Origin of the sequence: Paenibacillus sp. BIC5C1, from assembly GCF_032399705.1 — a bacterium.
Taxonomy (GTDB): domain Bacteria; phylum Bacillota; class Bacilli; order Paenibacillales; family Paenibacillaceae; genus Paenibacillus; species Paenibacillus taichungensis_A.
On sequence record NZ_CP135922.1, the window covers coordinates 536,129 to 555,768 of the forward strand.

The window sequence follows — 19,640 nt, forward strand, 5'->3', positions numbered from 1 at the left end:
TCTCGTAAGCCCTTTCATATGTCTATCTTATTGGAGCCTTTCGCGAAGCGATAGGCTCACTTTTTTTGTTCTTTCCCCCATAAAAACGGTTAGAACTCAACCTTTTTACTTAGTCTATGAAGAGCCTGTATATACTGATATGACAGGGGAATCGGGTTTTCTAACCCCTAAGTTGAGAGTGTTGACAAACATAACTGTTATTCCTATAATAACAGTTATACTTACCTTGGATTGAATGTTCATCGGTGAACGATATGCCGGGAAGGGAGTAAGTAATGAACAGTGAATTTACCATTGCTGTACACTGTCTGGTCTTTCTGTCCATGAAGGATGAGTGTATGGCCAATAGTGAAGACTTGTCTCAAAGTGTGGGTACGCATCCAGCCAGAGTACGCAAGGTGCTTAGTGTGCTGCGGAAGCACGGATACCTGACCACCAAGGAAGGTGCTCACGGTGGATATCTGCTCAGCCGTCCGAGTGGAGAAATAAAGCTTGGAGAATTGTACAGACTGGTAGCCGGTGGATCACTGGGTCCCAGTTGGTGCTCGGGAGAAACTGGTTCAACGTGCGTTGTTTCTTCCAATATGCAGGATGTAATGGGAAGCATCTACGATGGAGGCGAAGAAGCATTAAGCGCTTATTTTGACCGTATATCCATTGAGGATGTGAAGCATCGTATCGGTAATGGGAAAGAATGTTCTTTGTCTATGGAACCCTTGTCCATGAAGGATAGGTCATGACAGATCTGATCGTTAACAGCTCTTCATGATCTGGCCTTGGACTGCTGCTGTCAGGCATAGTGGACAGGCTATACAAGGGCGTTTGCTCCGGGTGTAAGATCCGTTGATGTTTCAGGCGATTCCGGGCATAACGTGAACACAGATGGAAGCGATCGTCTGCGCTGATGTTATTTTCGGAAGGTGAGAACTCGGTAGAGTTGGGCCTTACGAACGTAAAAAAATAAAAAGAACTTGGGGAGTGGAACGCATGTCCAGCATTGAAAACAATGAAACACTTCGCGTGATTAACGAACGTCACGCTGTCAAAAAGTACGAAAGTGGTTTTGTTATGCCTGAAGCAGATTTGAACGCTATCCTGACTGCCGCTTCCGAAGCACCGTCTTCATGGAACCTGCAACACTGGAAATTCCTCGTGATCGAATCCGAAGCAGACAAAGCCAAGTTGCTGCCAATCGCTTACGGCCAAAGTCAAATCACAGACAGTTCCGTTACGATCGCTGTACTCGGGGATCTGGAAGCGAACCGCAACGCCGTGATTTATGATCAGGCTGTTGAAGCAGGTGCAATCCCTTCTGAAGTTCGTGACGCATTGGTTGGACAGATCAATGGTGCTTACAAAAATCCGCAAATCGCTCGCGATGAAGCGATCCGTAATGCATCGTTTGCTTCACAGAACATTATGCTTGCTGCACGTTCCCTGGGATATGATACTTGCCCAATGGGTGGTTACAACCCGCAACAATTGATCGAAACGTTCAACATCCCTGCGCGTTATTTGCCAACGTTGTTGATCACTGTAGGTAAAGCTGCAGTTCCAGCTCGTCCGTCAGGTCGTTTCCCGTTGTCAGAAGTTGTAGTTAAAGGTTCTTTCTAAGACTGATTTTAGATCAGTTATCGCTATAGATATCAATAGATATAACATAAACAGCCGCATGTCCCCACTAGAGGGAAACATGCGGCTGTTTGGTATTTAAAATGACAGTGGATCATTATTTCTCTGGTGTTTCCGGGATTTTCGGTGCATTGAAATCTTCCAGGTACTCAATTGCGTTATACATCATAACCGCAGCTTCGGCGCGGGTAATCGTTTCCTTCGGATTGAAGTTGCCCTCGGTATCGAGCGTATTAATCTTCAAGACAAGGGAGCGTTGAACCGCACCTTGAAATTCTGGCGTAAGCTCTTTCTCATCCGTGATATCTACAGGCTTGATGTTAATCATCGGCAGGCCGCCTTTAGCTTCAATGCCTTGCATCAAGAAAAGGGTGTACTGTTCACGGGTTAGCGGCTTGGAAGGGTCGATGTCGTTGGACATCTTAATACCATTAAACTGAGCACGGACAAAAGCATCACTGTACCATACGCCATCTTTTACGTTGGAGAAGTAGTCACTTGGCAGAGGTTGCTTGACAAAACGAATCGTGTCCAAATTCAGATGGAGACCATCAGCAATAAGCTGTATTCCCTGAGCTGTGTTGAGTTCTTGTTCCGGTTTAAATAAGCTATCACTCACGCCTTTGATTAAGCCATCCTGATGAAGGGATTCAATCTTGTCTGCCCCCGTAATACCTTGAATATCAGTAAATTCTGCTTGAGCTGCATGAATCGGACCCGCGCTCAGAGAAAGGGAGAGTATTGCTCCGGCTGTTAATGCAGCCAATATGTTTTTTTTCATGACAGGTTCGCCTCACTTTTCCAGGGAGTATCCCTTTGTATAAAAGCTATTTGTCCCTATAGACGACCCTATTCCTCAAAAGGTTGCTGTAATTTTCCATTGGTTTTCTACAAGAAATGCCGTTGGAATATGTACAAAGGGAATGGACTATTGTAAGGCCGTACACTTTGTATTATGGTGAGGAAAGATAACCACTGAAGCAAAAGTCTGTGATTTGGGTAAGTACATAACAAGTGGAATCAACTATTCGGGATACAACTTCTTATAATTGCATGTAATTAGAGTGTGAGATCAATCATTTGAATCAATAAGGAGAGAATGAAACGATGGAAACAACAGCAACGAATGAAGCTTTTTTCTATACAGGTACTTATGCATCCGCAGATCAACCGGGAATATTTCTCTGTGCGTTGAACAAGGATACAGGCGAGTTGCGGATTGTAAATCATATGGATGGAGTAGAAAATCCATCGTATCTGGCCTTATCTCCGGATGGGAACTCTCTGTACGTGGTAAGTGAGACAGATGAGGGAGAGGTGCTGGTCTATCGCAGGGATGCTGCAACGGGTGAGCTGCATTTGATGTATCGCAAATTGACGAAGGGCGCATCGCCTTGTTATATATCTGTCACGGAGGATGGCAAGTGGGTGCTGACTTCGAACTACAGCAGTGGCAGTGTGAACGTATTCCCGGTAGGGGATCAAGGCACGCTTGAAGAGATGAGTGCGCTGATTGAGCATACGGGAAGAGGGCAGAATGACGACCGTCAGGAAGGGCCGCACGCCCACTCCATTCAACCAGACCCTTCGGGTCAATATGCCATTGTCTGTGATCTGGGTCTGGATCAGATTATTGTGTATCGTCAGGAAGAAGGCCGCTTGGTAACGCACCGTGAGATGAATCAGCCTCCAGGCTCCGGACCGAGACATCTCGTCTTCCACCCCAACTCGAAATGGGCCTATGTGATTAATGAATTGAGTAACACCATTACGGCGTTCATGTATGATCAGCGTCGAGGTGAGTTCACTACGTTACAGCATATCACCACACTGCCTGAAGGGCATTCTGGTGAAGGGACGGGAGCGGATATCCGTGTATCCCCGTGTGGCCGTTTCCTCTATGCTTCCAATCGTGGGGACGACAGCATTGTGCTGTATCATATTGACCAGGAATCCGGTAAGTTGGAGGCTATAGAGTGGACTTCCACTATTGGTCAGACTCCGCGTAACTTTAACTTGCTGCCAGGTGGCATTCTGCTGGTCGCCAATCAGGACAGCAACAATCTCGTTGCTTTTCAGATCAATGGTGAAGATGGACGTCTGACACACAACGGATTCAAATTGGAGATACCACGTCCAGTGTGTATTGCTCCAGTAGTATAAGGTGAGATGACACAACATTCTTTGTTACGTCCGGGTTAAGATCGAGTGTGCGAGAATGAAGCATCCAAGTCGAAAGATTCATCTTTCGGCTTTTTTCCTTTTTATCATACATAAAATTACTAAATTAGACCTATAGATGGAATTATATGTTTAATTTAAAATGAGTATATTAAAGCGCTTACATTGATATGAGATGGCGCTACCAAGGGCATCGGGCTTACCAATTCGATTGGGGAGGCAATGGCTTTATGGGAAAACGATCGTTATGGAAGCGTACATTGCGGACCGCAGGTGTGTCCCTGCTGAGTTCTGCGCTACTGGTTACTTCGCTGGGTCTTGGAGACACTTCGGTCACTCATGCTGCGGGTGCCCGTCAGATGGAGTTTCTGGACCGCGGTGTAGTTGCAGTGAAGACGGGCACAGGTGTGTTCGTCAGTTGGCGGCTTCTAGGTACGGAAGGGTCGAATGTATCGTTTAATGTCTATCGGGATGGAACCAAGGTAAACGCATCGCCCATAACGAACAGTACCAATCTCCAGGATACAAGCGGGACAAGCAGTTCCAAATATACGGTTCGAGCCGTAGTCAGTGGAACCGAACAGGTTGCTTCGGCGGTAGCGAGCGTATGGGGCAATAATTATTTGTCCGTACCTCTTAATGTACCCGCAGGGGGTACAACGCCGGATGGGGTGGCCTATACGTATAGTGCCAATGATGCGAGTGCAGGGGATGTGGATGGAGATGGGGAGTATGAACTGATCGTGAAGTGGGACCCATCCAACTCTAAAGACAATTCCCAAAGCGGCTACACGGGTGAAGTATTTATCGATGCCTACAAATTGAATGGAACACGCCTGTGGCGAATCAGTCTGGGCAAAAATATCCGTGCGGGTGCCCATTACACCCAGCTCATGGTGTACGATCTGGACGGAGACGGCAAGGCCGAAGTGGCGATGAAAACGGCTGATGGTACGAAGGATGGAACAGGAGCGGTAATCGGGGATGCCAGCAAAGATTATCGTAATTCCAGCGGATACGTTCTGTCCGGGCCGGAGTTTCTTACGATCTTCAATGGACAGACCGGCAAAGCACTTTCCACGGTGAACTACGAACCGGCGCGCGGCAATGTGTCCGATTGGGGAGACAACTACGGCAACCGGGTCGATCGATTTCTTGCAGCAATTGCGTATTTGGATGGAGAGCGGCCAAGTCTGGTCATGGCGCGTGGATACTATACCCGGACCGTGCTGGTGGCGTACAACTGGCGGGATGGACAATTGACGAAACAATGGACTTTTGATTCCAATACATCAGGTAATTCCGGTTATGCTGGACAAGGCAATCATAATCTGAGCGTGGCGGACGTGGATGGCGATGGCAAAGATGAGATCGTATATGGCGCGATGGCGGTAGATGATAACGGTAAGGGACTCTACACGACAGGGCTTCATCATGGGGATGCCATGCATCTCAGTGATCTGGACCCGGATCGTGCGGGACTTGAAGTATTCCAGGTGCATGAGACCCCGTCCAATGCCGGAGTGGAATTCCGTGATGCGCGTACAGGTCAGTTGATCTGGGGCATACCTACGACAAAAGATATTGGACGCGGCATGGCAGCTGATATTGATCCGCGTTACAAGGGTGCCGAAGTGTGGGCAGATGGTGGGTTGTATACAGCCAAAGGGCAGAAAATTGGGACAACCTTGCCTTCGTCCACGAATTTTGGCATCTGGTGGGACGGTGACCTGCTCCGGGAATTGCTGGATAGCAACCGGATCGATAAATGGGACTACACCAATAGCAAAACGGTTAATCTGTTGACGGCATCCGGTGTTTCTTCCAATAATGGAACAAAATCCACACCGAATCTGCAGGCTGACCTGTTCGGCGACTGGAGAGAAGAAGTGGTATGGCGGACCAATGATAGTTCTGCGCTACGCATCTATACGACAACAGCCGTTACGGACAAACGGATCTACACCCTGATGCATGATCCGGTATACCGTCTGGGCGTAGCTTGGCAAAATGTAGCCTATAACCAACCGCCACACACGGGCTTTTATTTGGGAGATGGCATGAGCACACCTCCCGTACCGAATATCCGGTATGCAGGCAAATAAGAGCGAAAGGGCTTGAACTCAAGCCAACCCCCGGGATGATGTTACAGCGAATAAAACTTATCGCTGACAAGGGAACAACGGACTTTGGTCCGTTGTTCTTCTTTTCTGCCATTTACACAGATATCCGGTAGAAATCGGAAAAAAAACGTTTGACAGTCATATGTACTGCCCTTATGATACGTATATAACTCACTAAACAGGTAGGAATAATAAAAATGGCTATGATCTTTTTGCGGAAGAAGTCATTTACAGTCACATGAGAGATCGTAACGTGAACAGAATAACGTTCTCACCGTATAGACGGAGGAACACCGCAGCGTATCAATCCTGGATGAAGCATACACGGCCTTTGGGCCGGCATGACTTTATGAGGGAGAAGTGCGCGGGGGTTCCTCCGTTTTTTGTTTTTTTTCGGTGCGTTCCGTGCTGTTCAGCCTGCTGAGGTAATCTTGCAAATCCATTCGGGGGGAGTGTTATCTATGAAAAAGAGAATTCATAAGGGTATTCTGGTTGGTCTGGCATTGGTGTTAACAGGGGTACTGGCGGCATGCGGATCGGAAAGCGGTGGCACGAATGCGGCAGGAACATCGGGTGGAACGGAAGGCGGCAAAGAAGGGGCAAAAGCGATCGAGTTGCTGAATGTATCCTATGATCCGACACGTGAACTCTATGAGCAATATAACAAGGCGTTTGCGGCCTATTGGCTGAAAGAGAAAGGTCAGGAAGTAACGGTTAAGCAGTCTCATGGTGGGTCAGGTAAACAAAGTCGTTCCGTCATTGATGGTCTGGACGCGGATGTGGTTACGTTGGCATTGGGATACGATATCGATGCTATTGAAGATAAAGGTCTGATTAATGCGGGGTGGCAGGACAAATACGAGCACAACAGCTCCCCGTATACATCAACGATCGTATTTTTGGTACGCAAAGGCAATCCGAAAGGCATTAAGGACTGGGATGATCTCATCAAGGGAGATACCCAGGTCATTACCCCAAATCCGAAAACGTCCGGCGGGGCACGCTGGAACTATCTGGCGGCATGGGGATATGCGCTCAAACATAACAACAATGATGAAGAGAAGGCCAAAGCATTTGTTGCAGAGCTCTTCAAACATGCGCCTGTCCTTGACTCTGGAGCACGTGGAGCGACAACTACGTTTGTAGAGCGTGGTATTGGTGATGTACTGCTTGCATGGGAGAACGAGGCTTTCTTGTCAGTTAAAGAGCTGGGTCCAGACAAATTCGACATTGTTGTGCCTTCGGTCAGTATTTTGGCTGAACCACCTGTAGCAATTGTAGATAAAAATGCAGACAAAAAAGGCAGCCGCGAAGTGGCGGACGCCTATCTGAAATATTTGTACAGTGAAGAGGGGCAAACCATTGCTGCTGAAAATTATTACCGCCCAACCCTGGACAGTGTGAAGGAAAAGTTCAAGGATCAGTTCCCGCAGCTTGAGCTGTTCACATTGAACGATGTATTTGGCACATGGCGCGATACCCAGGCCAAGCATTTTAATGATGGCGGTATCTTTGACCAGATTTATGTTCCGGGCAGCTAATGCATCTGACGTCGATATTGTTGCGTGACCATGTAAGCGGCCAACCAGTCCGACCGACTGAAGGCAGAGAGGATGAACGTGCATGAGCAAGGTGATGGTGGCCCGGAGTCGCACACTGCCGGGATTCGGATTAACGATGGGTTACAGTGTGCTATACCTGAGCCTGGTTGTACTTATTCCACTGGCAGCGCTCTTGTTTAACTCCACAGGGCTGACCTGGTCCACATTGATTGAGGTGGCGACCAATCCCCGGGTACTGGCTTCTTTCCAGGTGAGTTTTCTGACTGCAGGTGCAGCGGCCCTGATTGATCTGGTCCTCGGGCTGCTCCTGGCTTGGGTACTCGTCCGGTATGAGTTCCCGGGAAAACGACTGTTTGATGCCGTCATTGACCTGCCTTTTGCCTTGCCGACGGCAGTGGCAGGGGTTGCCTTAACGGCGCTGTATGCCGGAAATGGCTGGATTGGGCAGTTTGTGGAGCCATTGGGCATCAAGCTGGCCTATTCACAGGCGGGCATTACGCTCGCGCTGATGTTTATCGGGATTCCGTTTGTGGTGCGCACAGTGCAGCCAGTATTACAGGAACTGGAGACGGAGGTGGAGGAAGCTGCGGCTACGCTGGGAGCGGGAAGATGGCGGATATTCCGGAAGATTCTGCTTCCGGATCTGATCCCGCCGCTGCTGACAGGTTTTGCTTTGGCCTTTGCCCGAGGTATTGGCGAATATGGCTCAGTGGTGTTTATTTCAGGCAATATGCCAATGAAAACGGAGATTGCGCCCTTGCTGATCATGGCGAAGCTGGAGCAGTTCGATTATGCGGGAGCTACGGCGGTAGCCTTGCTGCTGCTGCTGGTCTCTTTTGTCCTGCTCTTGATCATTAATTCACTTCAACGCTGGAGCCGGAAGGCAGGCAGAGCTTAGTGAGCAGTGAACCAACCTAAACCAAAAGGAGGTACAGAATATGGCGGGTTCCGTTCCATTGACGCCTGCTTCCCGTGTGCGAACCGGGCCTGGGCCAAACCGTGCAACTACGGAAGCACCATGGGTTAAATGGTTGTTGATTGGATTGGCAAGTCTGGTGCTGCTCTGGCTTCTCATCTTGCCGCTGGTGATCGTGCTGATGGAGGCGTTAAAGCAAGGCTGGGGTGTCTACATCGCTGCGCTTACCGAGCCGGACGCGATGTCGGCATTGAAACTTACGCTGCTGGTTGCCGGAATTACCGTACCGCTCAATACGATATTCGGTGTGACGGCAGCGTGGGTTATTACCAAGTTCCAATTCAGGGGCAAAGGACTCATGATCACCCTGATCGATCTACCTTTTTCGATCTCGCCTGTCGTAGGCGGGTTAATCTTTGTCCTCGTCTTTGGTTCGAATGGATGGTTTGGACCTTGGCTGGCCGAGCATGATATCAAAATTATTTTTGCCCTGCCCGGCATTGTCATCGCAACATTGTTCATTACGTTTCCTTTTGTCGCCAGAGAACTGATTCCGTTGATGGAGGATCAAGGCACGAGGGAAGAAGAAGCGGCAGTTACGCTTGGGGCCTCCGGGTGGCGGATCTTCTGGAACGTGACCCTTCCCAACATCAAGTGGGGACTGCTGTATGGCATTATTCTGTGTAATGCACGGGCGATGGGCGAGTTCGGGGCCGTGTCTGTTGTATCGGGACATATTCGCGGGGAGACCAACACCTTGCCGCTGCATGTCGAGATTCTGTATAACGAATATCAATTCTCTGCTTCGTTTGCCGTCGCCTCCTTGCTGCTGATTTTGGCTCTAGCAACGTTGCTGCTCAAGAGCTGGTTGGGTCATAAAACGATTCCCGAAAAATGATGTACGACTCCTGTATCCGTGCCGATCATCTTGGTTTTGAAGAGGGTTCCGAATGAAAATGGATTTTGTTTAAACTTCATGAAAATTCGGATTGACAGCTACTGGAAGCCCTGCTAATGTATAAACCAAGTATATAGGTTGGATAAGAATGAATTATAAGTCGGGTTGGATGACAGCGCACTTGAGGAATATAGCGGGCAGTAGCCCGAGAAGAGGAGGCGGCTCTATGGCTAAGCCGTTAAAAGTGGATGAGGTATGGATGGATCGAATTGCCGGACAACTGAATGACATGGAGTTTGGCTCGTTACACATCGTTGTGCACGAAGGCCAGATTGTGCAGATGGAGCGGACCGAACGTAAACGTTTTGAAAATACGTCCTCCGGCAGCGCCTCCAAATCCGGCAGCACTGCACGAGGCAGCTCACCCCGTTCATTGCGCTCATCGAATGCAAGCGCGAAGGGATAGGCTTCATGTAATTCATGATTGGATTAGGCATAATGCAAAAAAATAGTAGAAACCAAAAAAGAGAAGCCGCCGATTTTCCGGGCTTCTCTTTTTTGGTTTTGAATGAACTGATTTTGATGATGCAGGCGAATCAAGTTAACAGAGAGGTTCACTTTTCAGAAATGGCTCCAGATGTGCGCGGTTTATAGAGGTTTAGCTCCATATCCAGGTTCTCATCCTCATGTGCTTCTGTACTGCTATTCAATTCCTTATCCGAATCGGTGTGTCCCGCGTACGGGCGATCACTGCGAGAAGGCGTTCCTGTCAGGCTGAAGCCAGAGATGAACAGGATGAGTTGCAATCCCAATGCGTAGGGAGCAGCAGCAAGTCCGATCAGATGAAGCAGCGAGCACAGCGCAATTAGAGTAACGAGTGCTTTGGTTACTGTCCCCGATGAACCCTGTCTTGGGCTGGACCAGAGCAGATAACCATAGAACACCGTGATGATTAAGGAAACAAAGCGTATCCATGGCAAAGCATTGAACCAGGAATGCCAGAAAGGATACAACAGACCTTGTTGACGAAACACAAAATCAGCAATTAGGTACAGTACAGCCGCGACAGCGGTGGGCTCGGCAGCTGGACGAATGACATTCCAGATTGATTTTCCCCAATGGTCTAGATGTACGTAACGATTCAATTCATCGGACAAGGCTGCACTCTCTCGTTCCAGAGCCCTGTGCATCAATGCGAGCCTGGCGGGATCCACATCGATGATACAGCTGCGGATCTGATCCTGAAGCTGTGGAGACAGATGTACTGCGGTTCTGCAGGACAGCATGGCAGTTATCAGTTCATGATGCTCATGTTCCGTTATAGCAACATTCCGATGTTCTTTGGCTGTGAGTTGTCCAAGTAGGGTTGTACTTATGTATAGTGTGTCTCGTATCGCGTGCATTCGCCTATCACGGCTTCGTCTGACCTCAGTTGCTGACCACACGTAGAGACCAAGCAGCACAGCGATCATTCCGAGTAATACCGCCACGAAGCCCGGATATGAGAATAGAGCAAGCATCCAGCGTTGAAGCACAATGGTTCCTCCTTTGCAAAAACTGTAGCGTAGCATGAAACACGGTCCACATAAGCTTTCTCTCACTATTACACAGGAATTGCGTGAATTCAAGCAGGAACAGTAGGAATTTACTGTTATAAGAAGGACATGAGCACCCAAGCAAAGAAGATGTAATTTCCATAATTTTTTTATTCTACACATAATCATTGGTTTAATAGGAAGGGAGCATGAGCTATGGACCAGATCAACATTGAACATACACCGCCCTCAGCGGCAGAATACCTAGCGTTACGGAAAAGCGCAGGTCTTAGTGCGATGAGCAAGGAGGGAGCGGAGATTGGGCTGCCCAATAGTCTTTTTGCCGTATGTCTGCGTGAAGAAAATGAAATCGTAGGCATGGGCCGGGTCATCGGGGACGGTGGTTGTTTCTTTCAGGTGGTGGATATCGCTGTGCGCCCTGATCAGCAGGGAAGAGGATATGGCAAATTGATCATGAGCGAGATCATGAATTATTTGCGTGAACATGTGCCTGCTCGTGGCTTGGTTAGCCTGCTGGCAGATGTTCCTGCCGATCGTCTGTACGCTCAATTTGGCTTCACCTACACCAGTCCGAAATCGGAAGGTATGTGGTGGAGACAAGGGGAATAGGAAGCGAAATAAAGCTGCAGGTTGTCAAAAAGTGAAGAGGAATGACCCACAACCTCATTTTAATATGAGGGAATTGATGTTGAGCCGCATATTGCGGCTTTTTTCATTTGAATTGGGGAATAGAAGAGATTTGTTGGCGATGGTTTACAAGTAGATGAAGAGGGTTTAAGATGGCGTGAGCCGTTTAAGGTATATAACAATGGGATTAAGTATTAAAATAACGGTAAGTTGACAAGATGATATCTACTGAAAAGAGGGATTTGATATGAAAGTTGCCATTTTTGGAGCAACCGGAGCGATTGGAAAGACGATACTGTGGGAGTTAATGGACCGCGGACATGAGGTAACGGCGATTGTTCGTGATCCTTCGAAGGTTGAGATGGAGCATGAGCGTTTGCGTGTGTTACAGGGGGATTTGCTTAACCCGGACCAGGTTGCCGATTTTACAGCCGGACAAGAAGCTGTTGTGAGTGCCTATGGACCGAAGTTTGGTGCGGAGGAAGAGATGCTGGAAGTTACACGTTCATTAATTGAGGGTGTTCGTCGTGGAAAAGCAGGACGTTTGGTTGTCGTGGGTGGAGCAGGAAGCTTGCTTACGGATTCTGGAGAAATGCTGATGGACACACCTGGATTCCCAGAGGAAGTCAAACCACTGGCGAAGGCTCATGTTGATGCGTATAACCTGATTGAGGCATCGGATATCAACTGGACCTACATGAGTCCTGCGGCTACGATCACAACAGGAAGACGGACAGGTCTGTTCCGGGTGGGCATGAGTCGTGTGATCACCGATGATCTGGGTGAGAGTTCGATTTCCGTTGGCGATTTTGCAGCGGCTTTGGTGGATGAGCTGGATGATCCGCAATTTATTCAATCCCGGTTTACGGTGGGGTACTAAGGGTCACAGAGTAAAGGACAGGAAAAAACAGATGCGAATATTAGAATGAAGCGAAGCAGCTTGGAAAACGAAAGAGGCATCGCGACATTAACCTATTCGAAGATGTAAATTTCCGTGAATTTCGCCGGGGAGGGATGAACGTTGTTTATCGTAACCGCTGAACAGATGAGAGCTGTGGATGAGCATACGATTCACAAGCTAGGCATTCCTGCTGCCAGTCTGATGGAGAACGCAGGCAGAGCCATCGCCGAGGAAGTTATCCGGCTGTGCCGGGAAAAGGACGTTGGCCTCAGTTCGGAGCAGCAGGATCGCTTGAGCGATGGTAACCGGAAGCGGGCGCACACCGGGCCCGGGGATCGGGAAGGTCATGGTGGCGACATCATCGCCGATCCGGCGTTCGTGATGGAGCAACCCGGAGATCAGCAGTGGTACATGCTGATCGGCAAGGGTAATAATGGCGGCGACGGGCTGGTTGCGGCGCGCCATTTGGTTGAGGCGGGGCTCGGCGTGACTTTGGTTTACGCCGATGCGCCGGATGCGTTGCGGGGCGAAGCCGCAGTGCAGCGGGATGCCGCAGCGCAGCTCGGCATCCCAGCCCTTGTGCACGGGCGCGATGCCGTGGACTTCAGCCGGTGCACAGGCATCGTGGATGCGCTGCTGGGCACCGGCTCGCGGGGGGCGCCGCGCGGAGCATACGCGGCGCTGATTGCGGCGGCAAACGACAGCGGCAAGCCAGTCGTGTCCGCCGATGTGCCAAGTGGGCTGAATGCCGACACCGGAGAGGTATACGAGCCTTGCATTCAGGCCCGGGTGACCGTATGTCTCGCGCTGCTTAAGCGCGGGCTGGTGCAGTACCCGGGCGCATCTGCCGCGGGGCGCATCGTGGTGCGCTCCATCGGCATTCCCGCGCGGCTTGCGCCGGAGCACGGCCCCTCGGTCCGTCTGCTGACGGAAGAGGTGCTGCGAAGTGCGCTGCGCGTGGATACGGGCCGCCTCCGGGCACCGGACGGCCATAAGGGCACTTACGGCCACGTGCTGCTGGCCGCAGGCAGTCTGCCGATGAGCGGCGCAGGCCTGCTCTCGGCCAAGGCCGCGCTGCGCGCTGGCTGCGGGCTCGCCACATGGGCGCTGCCCGCGGCACTGCTGCCGCATGTCATCGGCACCGTGCCCGAGCTCATGCTCGCTGCCGCCGCAGGTGGCGACAGCGGCGAGTGGAACGCGGCTTCCGCCGACGCCCTGCTGCGTCTCGCGGAAAGCCGCGACGTGCTCGCAACCGGCCCGGGCCTCGGCCGCTTCAAGGGCGACACAGACTGGCTGCGCCGTCTGTGGCAGCATTCGGATCGCCCGCTCGTCATCGACGCGGACGCCCTCAACATGCTGGCAGACGCTGGCCCAACGGGGCCACGCGACTGGGGCAAACGAAGTGCGGCGACCATCCTGACGCCGCACCCCGGAGAGATGGGCCGACTGCTGGGCATGTCGACCCCCGAAGTACAGCGTGACCGAATTGGACACGCTGCACGGTACGCCCGCGAGCAGGGCGTGATCCTTGTGCTCAAGGGAGCACGAACGGTCATCGCAACGCCATCCGGCGAGGCGTATATCAACACCACCGGGCACGCCGGCATGGCAACCGGCGGTGCGGGAGACGTATTGACCGGCATTATCGCCGGTCTGCTTGCCCAAGGGCTCAGCGCGGAGCAGGCTGCTACCTTTGGCGTGTTTCTACACGGCCAGGCAGGAGAGAGGGCCGCGCTGCTGCGCGGTGATCCGGCATCCTTACTGGCCGGGGATATCATGGATGCACTGTAACTAGGGGCATGAGTGAAGACCGTGTGTAACACGCAAGAAGAACGGCAAGGAAGAACGGCAAGGAAGAACCGCAAGAAGGACACACAGGAAGTACTCGCAAGAAGAACGTGCACCGAAGTATGCACAGGAAGTGCTCGCAAGAAGGAACGCCAGGAAGAACACAAAAGAGGTATACGCAAAAAGTACAAGCAAGAAGTACAAGCAAGAAGTACAAGCAAGAAGTACAAGCAAGAAGTACATGTGCCCCTTCATTCCTCCTGCGCATAACAGAAACAACTAAACCATGCATAACATCATGAAAGGGATGTCCCATAGTCATTAACATGACGTGGACATCCCTTTTTAGTGCCATTAACGTTTAACGAACCGGACACACGCTATTGGCTTCATTTTCCATTGATCTGGGGTTTAACGAATCACAGCAACGTTATTATCCTACATCGGCAGGTTTTGGCCCGAATTTACACCCGTATAACAGGAATAGCGTGCCTGGAATTCGTTAAACTGTGTATTCGACCCAAATCCGCCAATTAAGGTGTGTTCGATTCGTTAGAATGGGTTATCGCTTCGTAAACCCAAGAAGTGAATTCCCTTTCAGCCTTTTTATGCATCCGCTTCTTTCTTCATTCATGGTTCAGCTACAACCGGAACCGTAGAAGCTCCTGATGCATCTCCGCACTGATATCCCGCAGGCTTTTCACCTTGGTGCTTGCTTCGGCAAACGAACGTTGCTGCTCAGCCGTTGAAGCTGTAATTTCCTCGCTGCTTGCAGCGGATTGTTCGGTGATCGCACTTATATTTTCAATTGCCTGTTGAACCTGTGCGCTAAGTTCACTGGACTGCTGCATGTCCTCCGTAAGCTGATTAATACTTGTGCTGATTCGCTCTACACTGTGACGAATGCCGGAGAAGGATTCGCCGGTTTTTCCGGTAGCCTGCTCCTGTTCTGCAAAGAGCTGAATGCTCTGTGTCACAGAGTTTTTCACTTTGCCCATAGCCGCTGTGATTTCGCCGACAGCCGCAAAGATATGCTGTACCGATTGCTCTGATTGCTCGGCCAGTTTCTTCACTTCCCCCGCGACGACAGCAAAGCCGCGTCCCGCTTCACCTGCACGTGCCGCTTCGATGGAGGCGTTCAGAGAGAGAAGGGTTGTCTGCGTTGCGATACCTGATACATAGGCAGTCATAGTTGCGATCCGGGAGGCGCTCTCCTCCAATTCCTGGACAGTCTTTTCCACCTCAGACATCGCAACCCGGTTTACTTCAGCCAGTCGAAGCTGTTCCTGTACGGCAATGTGTCCCTCTCGCACGGAAGTCAGAACTTCGTTACCATAGATGGCCGATTGTGAAGTCGCCTGAAGATTGCTTTCAAACATATGCTGCATCTTGTCCACGACCATAACCGTGTCACTTAGATCCTCAGCAATTTTCTGACTGCCAATCGACAGTTCTTCGGTTGTTCGGGATACTTGCTGCACAATGGCCTGCACGGTATCATTGCCGCGATCAATGTCCTGCGCCATCCCATCCACACGGTTTCCTGCGGCACCGATGGATTGAATGATACTGCGTATGTTCCCCGTCATCAGACGGAAGGAGCGGTTTAAGTCATCCAGTTCATCTTTGCCTCGTGTCTCCGGAAGCTGCTGCGTAAGATCGCCGTTCGCAATTTGTCCTGCGGCTTCCTTCAAGCTGCGTATGCGTCTCGCCAATTTTCGTGAAGTGTACATGTTGAACAGCAGAACAGCGACAAGCAGGATGATGGCTCCGGCGAGAGCGATCTGCCAGGTCCGCTGAATGTCTTGTTCAAGATCTATTGTGTATTGGTCATATCGATCCCGGGTCACCTCATCCAGCATGTAGATATCATTTTGTATGCCTTTGACCCGGGAGCTGAAACGTTTGGCGTCCGAACTGTTCATGGCTGTAATGGCTTCGGTGGCGCCCGTGTCCAGAGCCGTTAATTTGGTTTGGATGGATTGGATCAGGCGAAGCTGTTCATCCGTTTCCAGCAAGCCTTCTGTGAGCTGCTTTACCATGGTTTTACCTTCATTCAGCAAGCGTGCTACATTATCCTGATTGCCAGCTGTCATGGAGAACGAGTACACATCGAGTGCCTGCTCGGTCTGTATCTGGTTAGCGTTCAGCTCCGTGACCTTCAGCATGGCAGGCACCAGATTTTGATTTTTGGCATTCATGTTCAGCAATTGAATAATGATATAGGCTACTAGCAAAAGGCATAACAGTAACGATACTATGGCATTCAATATCAGCTTTCCCTGCAATTTCATAAGCGTGCCTCCATATTAGCAATTGGTTTATTGATCTAGGGTAATTTTGGTTTTGCCGGAAGCGATCTGTGCTTTCAAATCTTCGAACGTTTGCTGTTGTTCGTCCGTGAGTGTGATGTTATGTAGGGCGGTTAAACCTACGCCATTTTCTGCCAGACCATAGAACATTTCTTTTTCGGGAAATGAATGTTGGTTCTGAATGAACGTATTAATGGCGTTATGAAGTGAGACATCTACATTTTTGAGCATGGAAGTGAGTACTGCTTTTTCTGCTAAAAAGAACTGATCCTGGTCCACGCCAATGGCGTATTTACCCAATCTCTGAATCTCTGAAAGTGAGCCTATACCTGTCAATCCTGCTGCGACGTAAATGACGTCAACATGCTGTTCCTGAATCATCTGTGCTGCGAGCTTTCCTCCAAGATCAGGATTGCCAAAATCCCCGGCGTACACGACATGAACTGTAGCATCCGGATTGGCTGCCTTTACACCTTGCTCAAAACCTTGCTGGAAATCGTGAAGCACCGGAATATCCATTCCACCCAAGAAGCCTACATGGTCTTCGGTTGTTGCAAAGCCAGCAATGATCCCTGCAAGATAGCTGCCTTCTTCTGCTTTGAAGGACATGGAAGTCACATTGGGGAGATCGGAATGCCCGTCAATGATGAGAAAGTGCTGATCGGGATACTTCTGAGCAACCTTCTCCAGATCTGTTTTTATCGTGTCGCTTAGACCAATAATCAGATCAACTTTATCCTTCGCAAATTGCTCAAAAGCTGCCTCGGATGTCAAATCCTTTCCCGGTTCCTTGTAATCAAAAACAATACTGTTCTCGTTTCTTGCCTGTACCAATCCCTCAAAAGATGCGTCACTGAAAGAATGATCACCCAAGCCGACATCCGTAAGAACGATTCCGACTTTGGTTCGCTGATCTGCGGGGGACGCCTTATCGGCTGCCGAACAAGCTCCCAGCATCAGAACAACCAGAACCATCATCATGGTGAACCCGAATTTGATTTTCCATTGTGTTTTCATGTGCGTATGCCCTCTTTTCTATAAGATGGAGATAACGTGTGAGGTGAGCAATTCCTCTATATGTATATCGGATGGGAGCAGAGTCTCCATAATGGGTAAGGATGAAAATTTACGAAAACTCAATGAAATTCCAATGAAACCCATGAATTATACATGGAATTTACATTAGAAGAGGCATGGATTCGATACAGGACCTGTAATACGTCTTGCTGGTTAACCGGAAAAAGAAAGATAAAAAAAGGACAAAGAAGAGACCGATTAGGTCTCCTCTTTGCCTTTTCCTGATACCAAACGAATGATGAATGACTACATATCATGAATCAAAAAATTCATATATATGAACGGTTTTCCCTGTTCACTCAGCATATGCAGTGTACCTGAACGCTATGTTCCCGCGCTTATTCAGCTGCACTTGCAGCGTATTACCACGCTGCTACCGAGCCATCGGCCCGGCTTTCCGTGCCGCCGCACAATACGCCATTGTCCGGGTTGCGCCAGATGATCTGGCCGCGTCCAAACATCGACGGGTCGAGGGCGATCTGTATATCATGCCCTTTGCGGGCAAGTGCCTGTGCAATATGCTGAGGGAATCCGGGCTCAACCAGGATCGTTTTGCCTTTGGTCCACTGCCACCGTGGAGAATCGAGCGCAGCCTGTGGATTGAGGTGGAAGTCCACCGTATTCATGACGACCTGCACGTGACCCTGGGGTTGCATGAAACCGCCCATGACCCCAAATGGTCCGACGGCTTCATCTCCCCGTGTGAGGAAACCCGGGATGATCGTATGATATGTCCGTTTACCCGGCTCCAGTGCGTTGGCATGATCCGCATCAAGCGAGAAATTATGTCCCCGGTTTTGCAGGGCAATGCCTGTACCCGGCACAACCAGCCCGGAGCCAAAGCCCATGTAATTGCTCTGAATGAAGGAAACCATGTTGCCCTCACCATCTGCCGTTGCAAGATACACCGTTCCGCTTGCCCTTGGGTCGCCTGCTTCAGGCGGAAGTGCCAGATCACCAATGAGTTTGCGCCGTTCGTCTGCATACGCTTCGGATAATAATTCCTGCACCGTTACGCCCATCTTGCGTTCCTCGGTAATATATTTCTCCCCATCGGCAAACGCCAGCTTCATGGCTTCCAGCTGCCTGTGGTATGCCAGGACGGATTCCTTTTCTTCAAAATCAAAGCCCTTCAGCAGATTGAGCGCTGCCAGAGCAATCAGCCCCTGACCGTTCGGTGGGATCTCCCAGACGTCATATCCGCGATAGGAGACCGAGATCGGATCAACCCATTCAGGCTGGAATGCAGCCAGATCTTCTTTGGTCAGGTAACCTCCGTGTTCTGCCATAAAAGAATGAATGCGCCCCGCGAGTTCCCCTTCATAGAAGTCTCTCGCTCCACTCTCGCCAATCCGGCGCAGGGTTGCCGCATGATCCGGCGAACGCCAAATCTCGCCTACAGCTGGAACACGCCCGCCTGGGGCAAATGTCTCAAACCATGCACGCCCGGCTTCCGCATCGCCTTGGCGTGCATAAATGTCGGCTGCCCTTGCCCAATGGCGGGCCAGCCCCGGCGCAAGCGGGTAACCTTCTTCCGCGTAGCGGACAGCCGGTTCCAGCGCTTCCTCCAGCGTAAGCCGCCCGAATCGGCGGCTCAGCTCAGCCCAACCCGCCGGTGCGCCAGGCACCGTCACCGGGATAACCCCAAGCTTCGGCATCTCCGAATGGCCTGCCGCTTTGAGCGCCTCAATCGATATACTCTGAGGCGCAGGCCCACTGGCATTCAGGCCATGCAGTTTGCCCTCGGTCCAGACGAGGGCAAAGGCATCGCCCCCAATGCCGTTGGACGTTGGCTCCAGCACGGTGAGCGCAGCAGCGGTGGCGATAGCGGCATCAATGGCGTTGCCGCCCTTTTTTAACACATCCAGACCCGCTTGTGCAGCCAAAGGCTGTGAAGTGGCGACCATGCCTTGTTTGGCATAAACGGGCACACGGTAAGACGGATACGGTTGGTAGAGTGGATCGTAGTTCATCAGGTTGTTCAGCTCCTTATCGCAAGATGTCAGGTTCCGGCTCGCCGGACAAATACTCCTAATCCTCTTCGGAACAGGTAACGTGATCTCCTGC

At 50.6% G+C, this 19,640-nt stretch carries 17 protein-coding genes; 12 read left to right on the forward strand and 5 right to left on the reverse strand.

Annotation, left to right across the window (positions count from 1 at the left end; all coding sequences use genetic code 11):
* Positions 1–275 precede the first annotated feature (275 nt).
* Both RS891_RS02575 and RS891_RS02580 read left to right on the forward strand, forming a co-directional pair.
* The gene (locus RS891_RS02575; protein WP_113055130.1) at positions 276–740 is read left to right on the forward strand and encodes an Rrf2 family transcriptional regulator; all 465 of its coding nucleotides are present in this window, start codon (positions 276–278) and stop codon (positions 738–740) included.
* Between the two features lie 247 nt (positions 741–987).
* Positions 988–1,614, forward strand: coding sequence for a nitroreductase family protein (locus RS891_RS02580; RefSeq protein ID WP_113055128.1), 627 nt, complete (start codon positions 988–990; stop codon positions 1,612–1,614).
* A gap of 115 nt (positions 1,615–1,729) precedes the next feature.
* Here the strand turns inward: RS891_RS02580 and RS891_RS02585 are convergent, their stop codons facing one another.
* Complete coding sequence (locus tag RS891_RS02585) at positions 1,730–2,413, reverse strand: S-layer homology domain-containing protein (RefSeq protein WP_315794342.1); 684 nt, start codon at positions 2,411–2,413, stop codon at positions 1,730–1,732.
* Positions 2,414–2,739: 326 nt separating this feature from the next.
* On the opposite strand from RS891_RS02585, the gene RS891_RS02590 reads away from it, so the two are divergent.
* From RS891_RS02590 to RS891_RS02615, 6 genes are all read left to right on the forward strand, one after another.
* The gene (locus tag RS891_RS02590) at positions 2,740–3,795 is read left to right on the forward strand and encodes a lactonase family protein (RefSeq protein WP_315794343.1); all 1,056 of its coding nucleotides are present in this window, start codon (positions 2,740–2,742) and stop codon (positions 3,793–3,795) included.
* Between the two features lie 248 nt (positions 3,796–4,043).
* On the forward strand, positions 4,044–5,918 hold the full coding sequence (locus tag RS891_RS02595) for a rhamnogalacturonan lyase (RefSeq protein ID WP_315794344.1): 1,875 nt from the start codon (positions 4,044–4,046) through the stop codon (positions 5,916–5,918).
* Between the two features lie 479 nt (positions 5,919–6,397).
* Positions 6,398–7,477 carry a sulfate ABC transporter substrate-binding protein gene (locus RS891_RS02600; protein WP_113055121.1) on the forward strand — a complete coding sequence of 360 codons (1,080 nt, stop codon included), beginning with the start codon at positions 6,398–6,400 and terminating at the stop codon, positions 7,475–7,477.
* Positions 7,478–7,559: 82 nt separating this feature from the next.
* Positions 7,560–8,396 carry a sulfate ABC transporter permease subunit CysT gene (gene cysT, locus RS891_RS02605; protein ID WP_063566191.1) on the forward strand — a complete coding sequence of 279 codons (837 nt, stop codon included), beginning with the start codon at positions 7,560–7,562 and terminating at the stop codon, positions 8,394–8,396.
* Positions 8,397–8,436: 40 nt separating this feature from the next.
* The gene (cysW, locus tag RS891_RS02610; RefSeq protein ID WP_315794345.1) at positions 8,437–9,312 is read left to right on the forward strand and encodes a sulfate ABC transporter permease subunit CysW; all 876 of its coding nucleotides are present in this window, start codon (positions 8,437–8,439) and stop codon (positions 9,310–9,312) included.
* 226 nt (positions 9,313–9,538) lie between these two features.
* Positions 9,539–9,778: a YezD family protein gene (locus RS891_RS02615; RefSeq protein WP_113055120.1), complete on the forward strand. Its 240-nt coding sequence runs from the start codon at positions 9,539–9,541 to the stop codon at positions 9,776–9,778.
* A 148-nt stretch (positions 9,779–9,926) separates the two neighbouring features.
* On the opposite strand, the gene RS891_RS02620 is transcribed toward RS891_RS02615, so the two are convergent.
* Positions 9,927–10,847: a hypothetical protein gene (locus RS891_RS02620; RefSeq protein WP_315794346.1), complete on the reverse strand. Its 921-nt coding sequence runs from the start codon at positions 10,845–10,847 to the stop codon at positions 9,927–9,929.
* 216 nt (positions 10,848–11,063) lie between these two features.
* Here RS891_RS02620 and RS891_RS02625 point away from each other — a divergent pair, with 216 nt between their 5' ends.
* From RS891_RS02625 to RS891_RS02640, 4 genes are all read left to right on the forward strand, one after another.
* Complete coding sequence (locus RS891_RS02625) at positions 11,064–11,477, forward strand: GNAT family N-acetyltransferase (protein ID WP_090999435.1); 414 nt, start codon at positions 11,064–11,066, stop codon at positions 11,475–11,477.
* Positions 11,478–11,742: 265 nt separating this feature from the next.
* On the forward strand, positions 11,743–12,375 hold the full coding sequence (locus RS891_RS02630) for an NAD(P)-dependent oxidoreductase (RefSeq protein WP_113055118.1): 633 nt from the start codon (positions 11,743–11,745) through the stop codon (positions 12,373–12,375).
* Positions 12,376–12,516: 141 nt separating this feature from the next.
* A complete protein-coding gene (locus RS891_RS02635) occupies positions 12,517–14,187 on the forward strand; it encodes an NAD(P)H-hydrate dehydratase (RefSeq protein ID WP_315794347.1) in 1,671 nt (556 codons plus the stop codon).
* A 21-nt stretch (positions 14,188–14,208) separates the two neighbouring features.
* Positions 14,209–14,454, forward strand: coding sequence for a hypothetical protein (locus tag RS891_RS02640; RefSeq protein WP_315794348.1), 246 nt, complete (start codon positions 14,209–14,211; stop codon positions 14,452–14,454).
* A 371-nt stretch (positions 14,455–14,825) separates the two neighbouring features.
* Here the strand turns inward: RS891_RS02640 and RS891_RS02645 are convergent, their stop codons facing one another.
* From RS891_RS02645 to RS891_RS02655, 3 genes are all read right to left on the reverse strand, one after another.
* Positions 14,826–16,478 (reverse strand): methyl-accepting chemotaxis protein, encoded by a 1,653-nt coding sequence (locus RS891_RS02645; protein ID WP_113055117.1) that lies wholly within the window; start codon positions 16,476–16,478, stop codon positions 14,826–14,828.
* Between the two features lie 27 nt (positions 16,479–16,505).
* Positions 16,506–17,513, reverse strand: a complete 1,008-nt coding sequence (locus RS891_RS02650; protein ID WP_315794349.1) for a BMP family lipoprotein — start codon at positions 17,511–17,513, stop codon at positions 16,506–16,508.
* Between the two features lie 422 nt (positions 17,514–17,935).
* Entirely contained in the window at positions 17,936–19,546 is a 1,611-nt protein-coding gene (locus RS891_RS02655; protein ID WP_315794350.1) for a gamma-glutamyltransferase family protein, read from the reverse strand.
* Positions 19,547–19,640 lie beyond the last annotated feature (94 nt).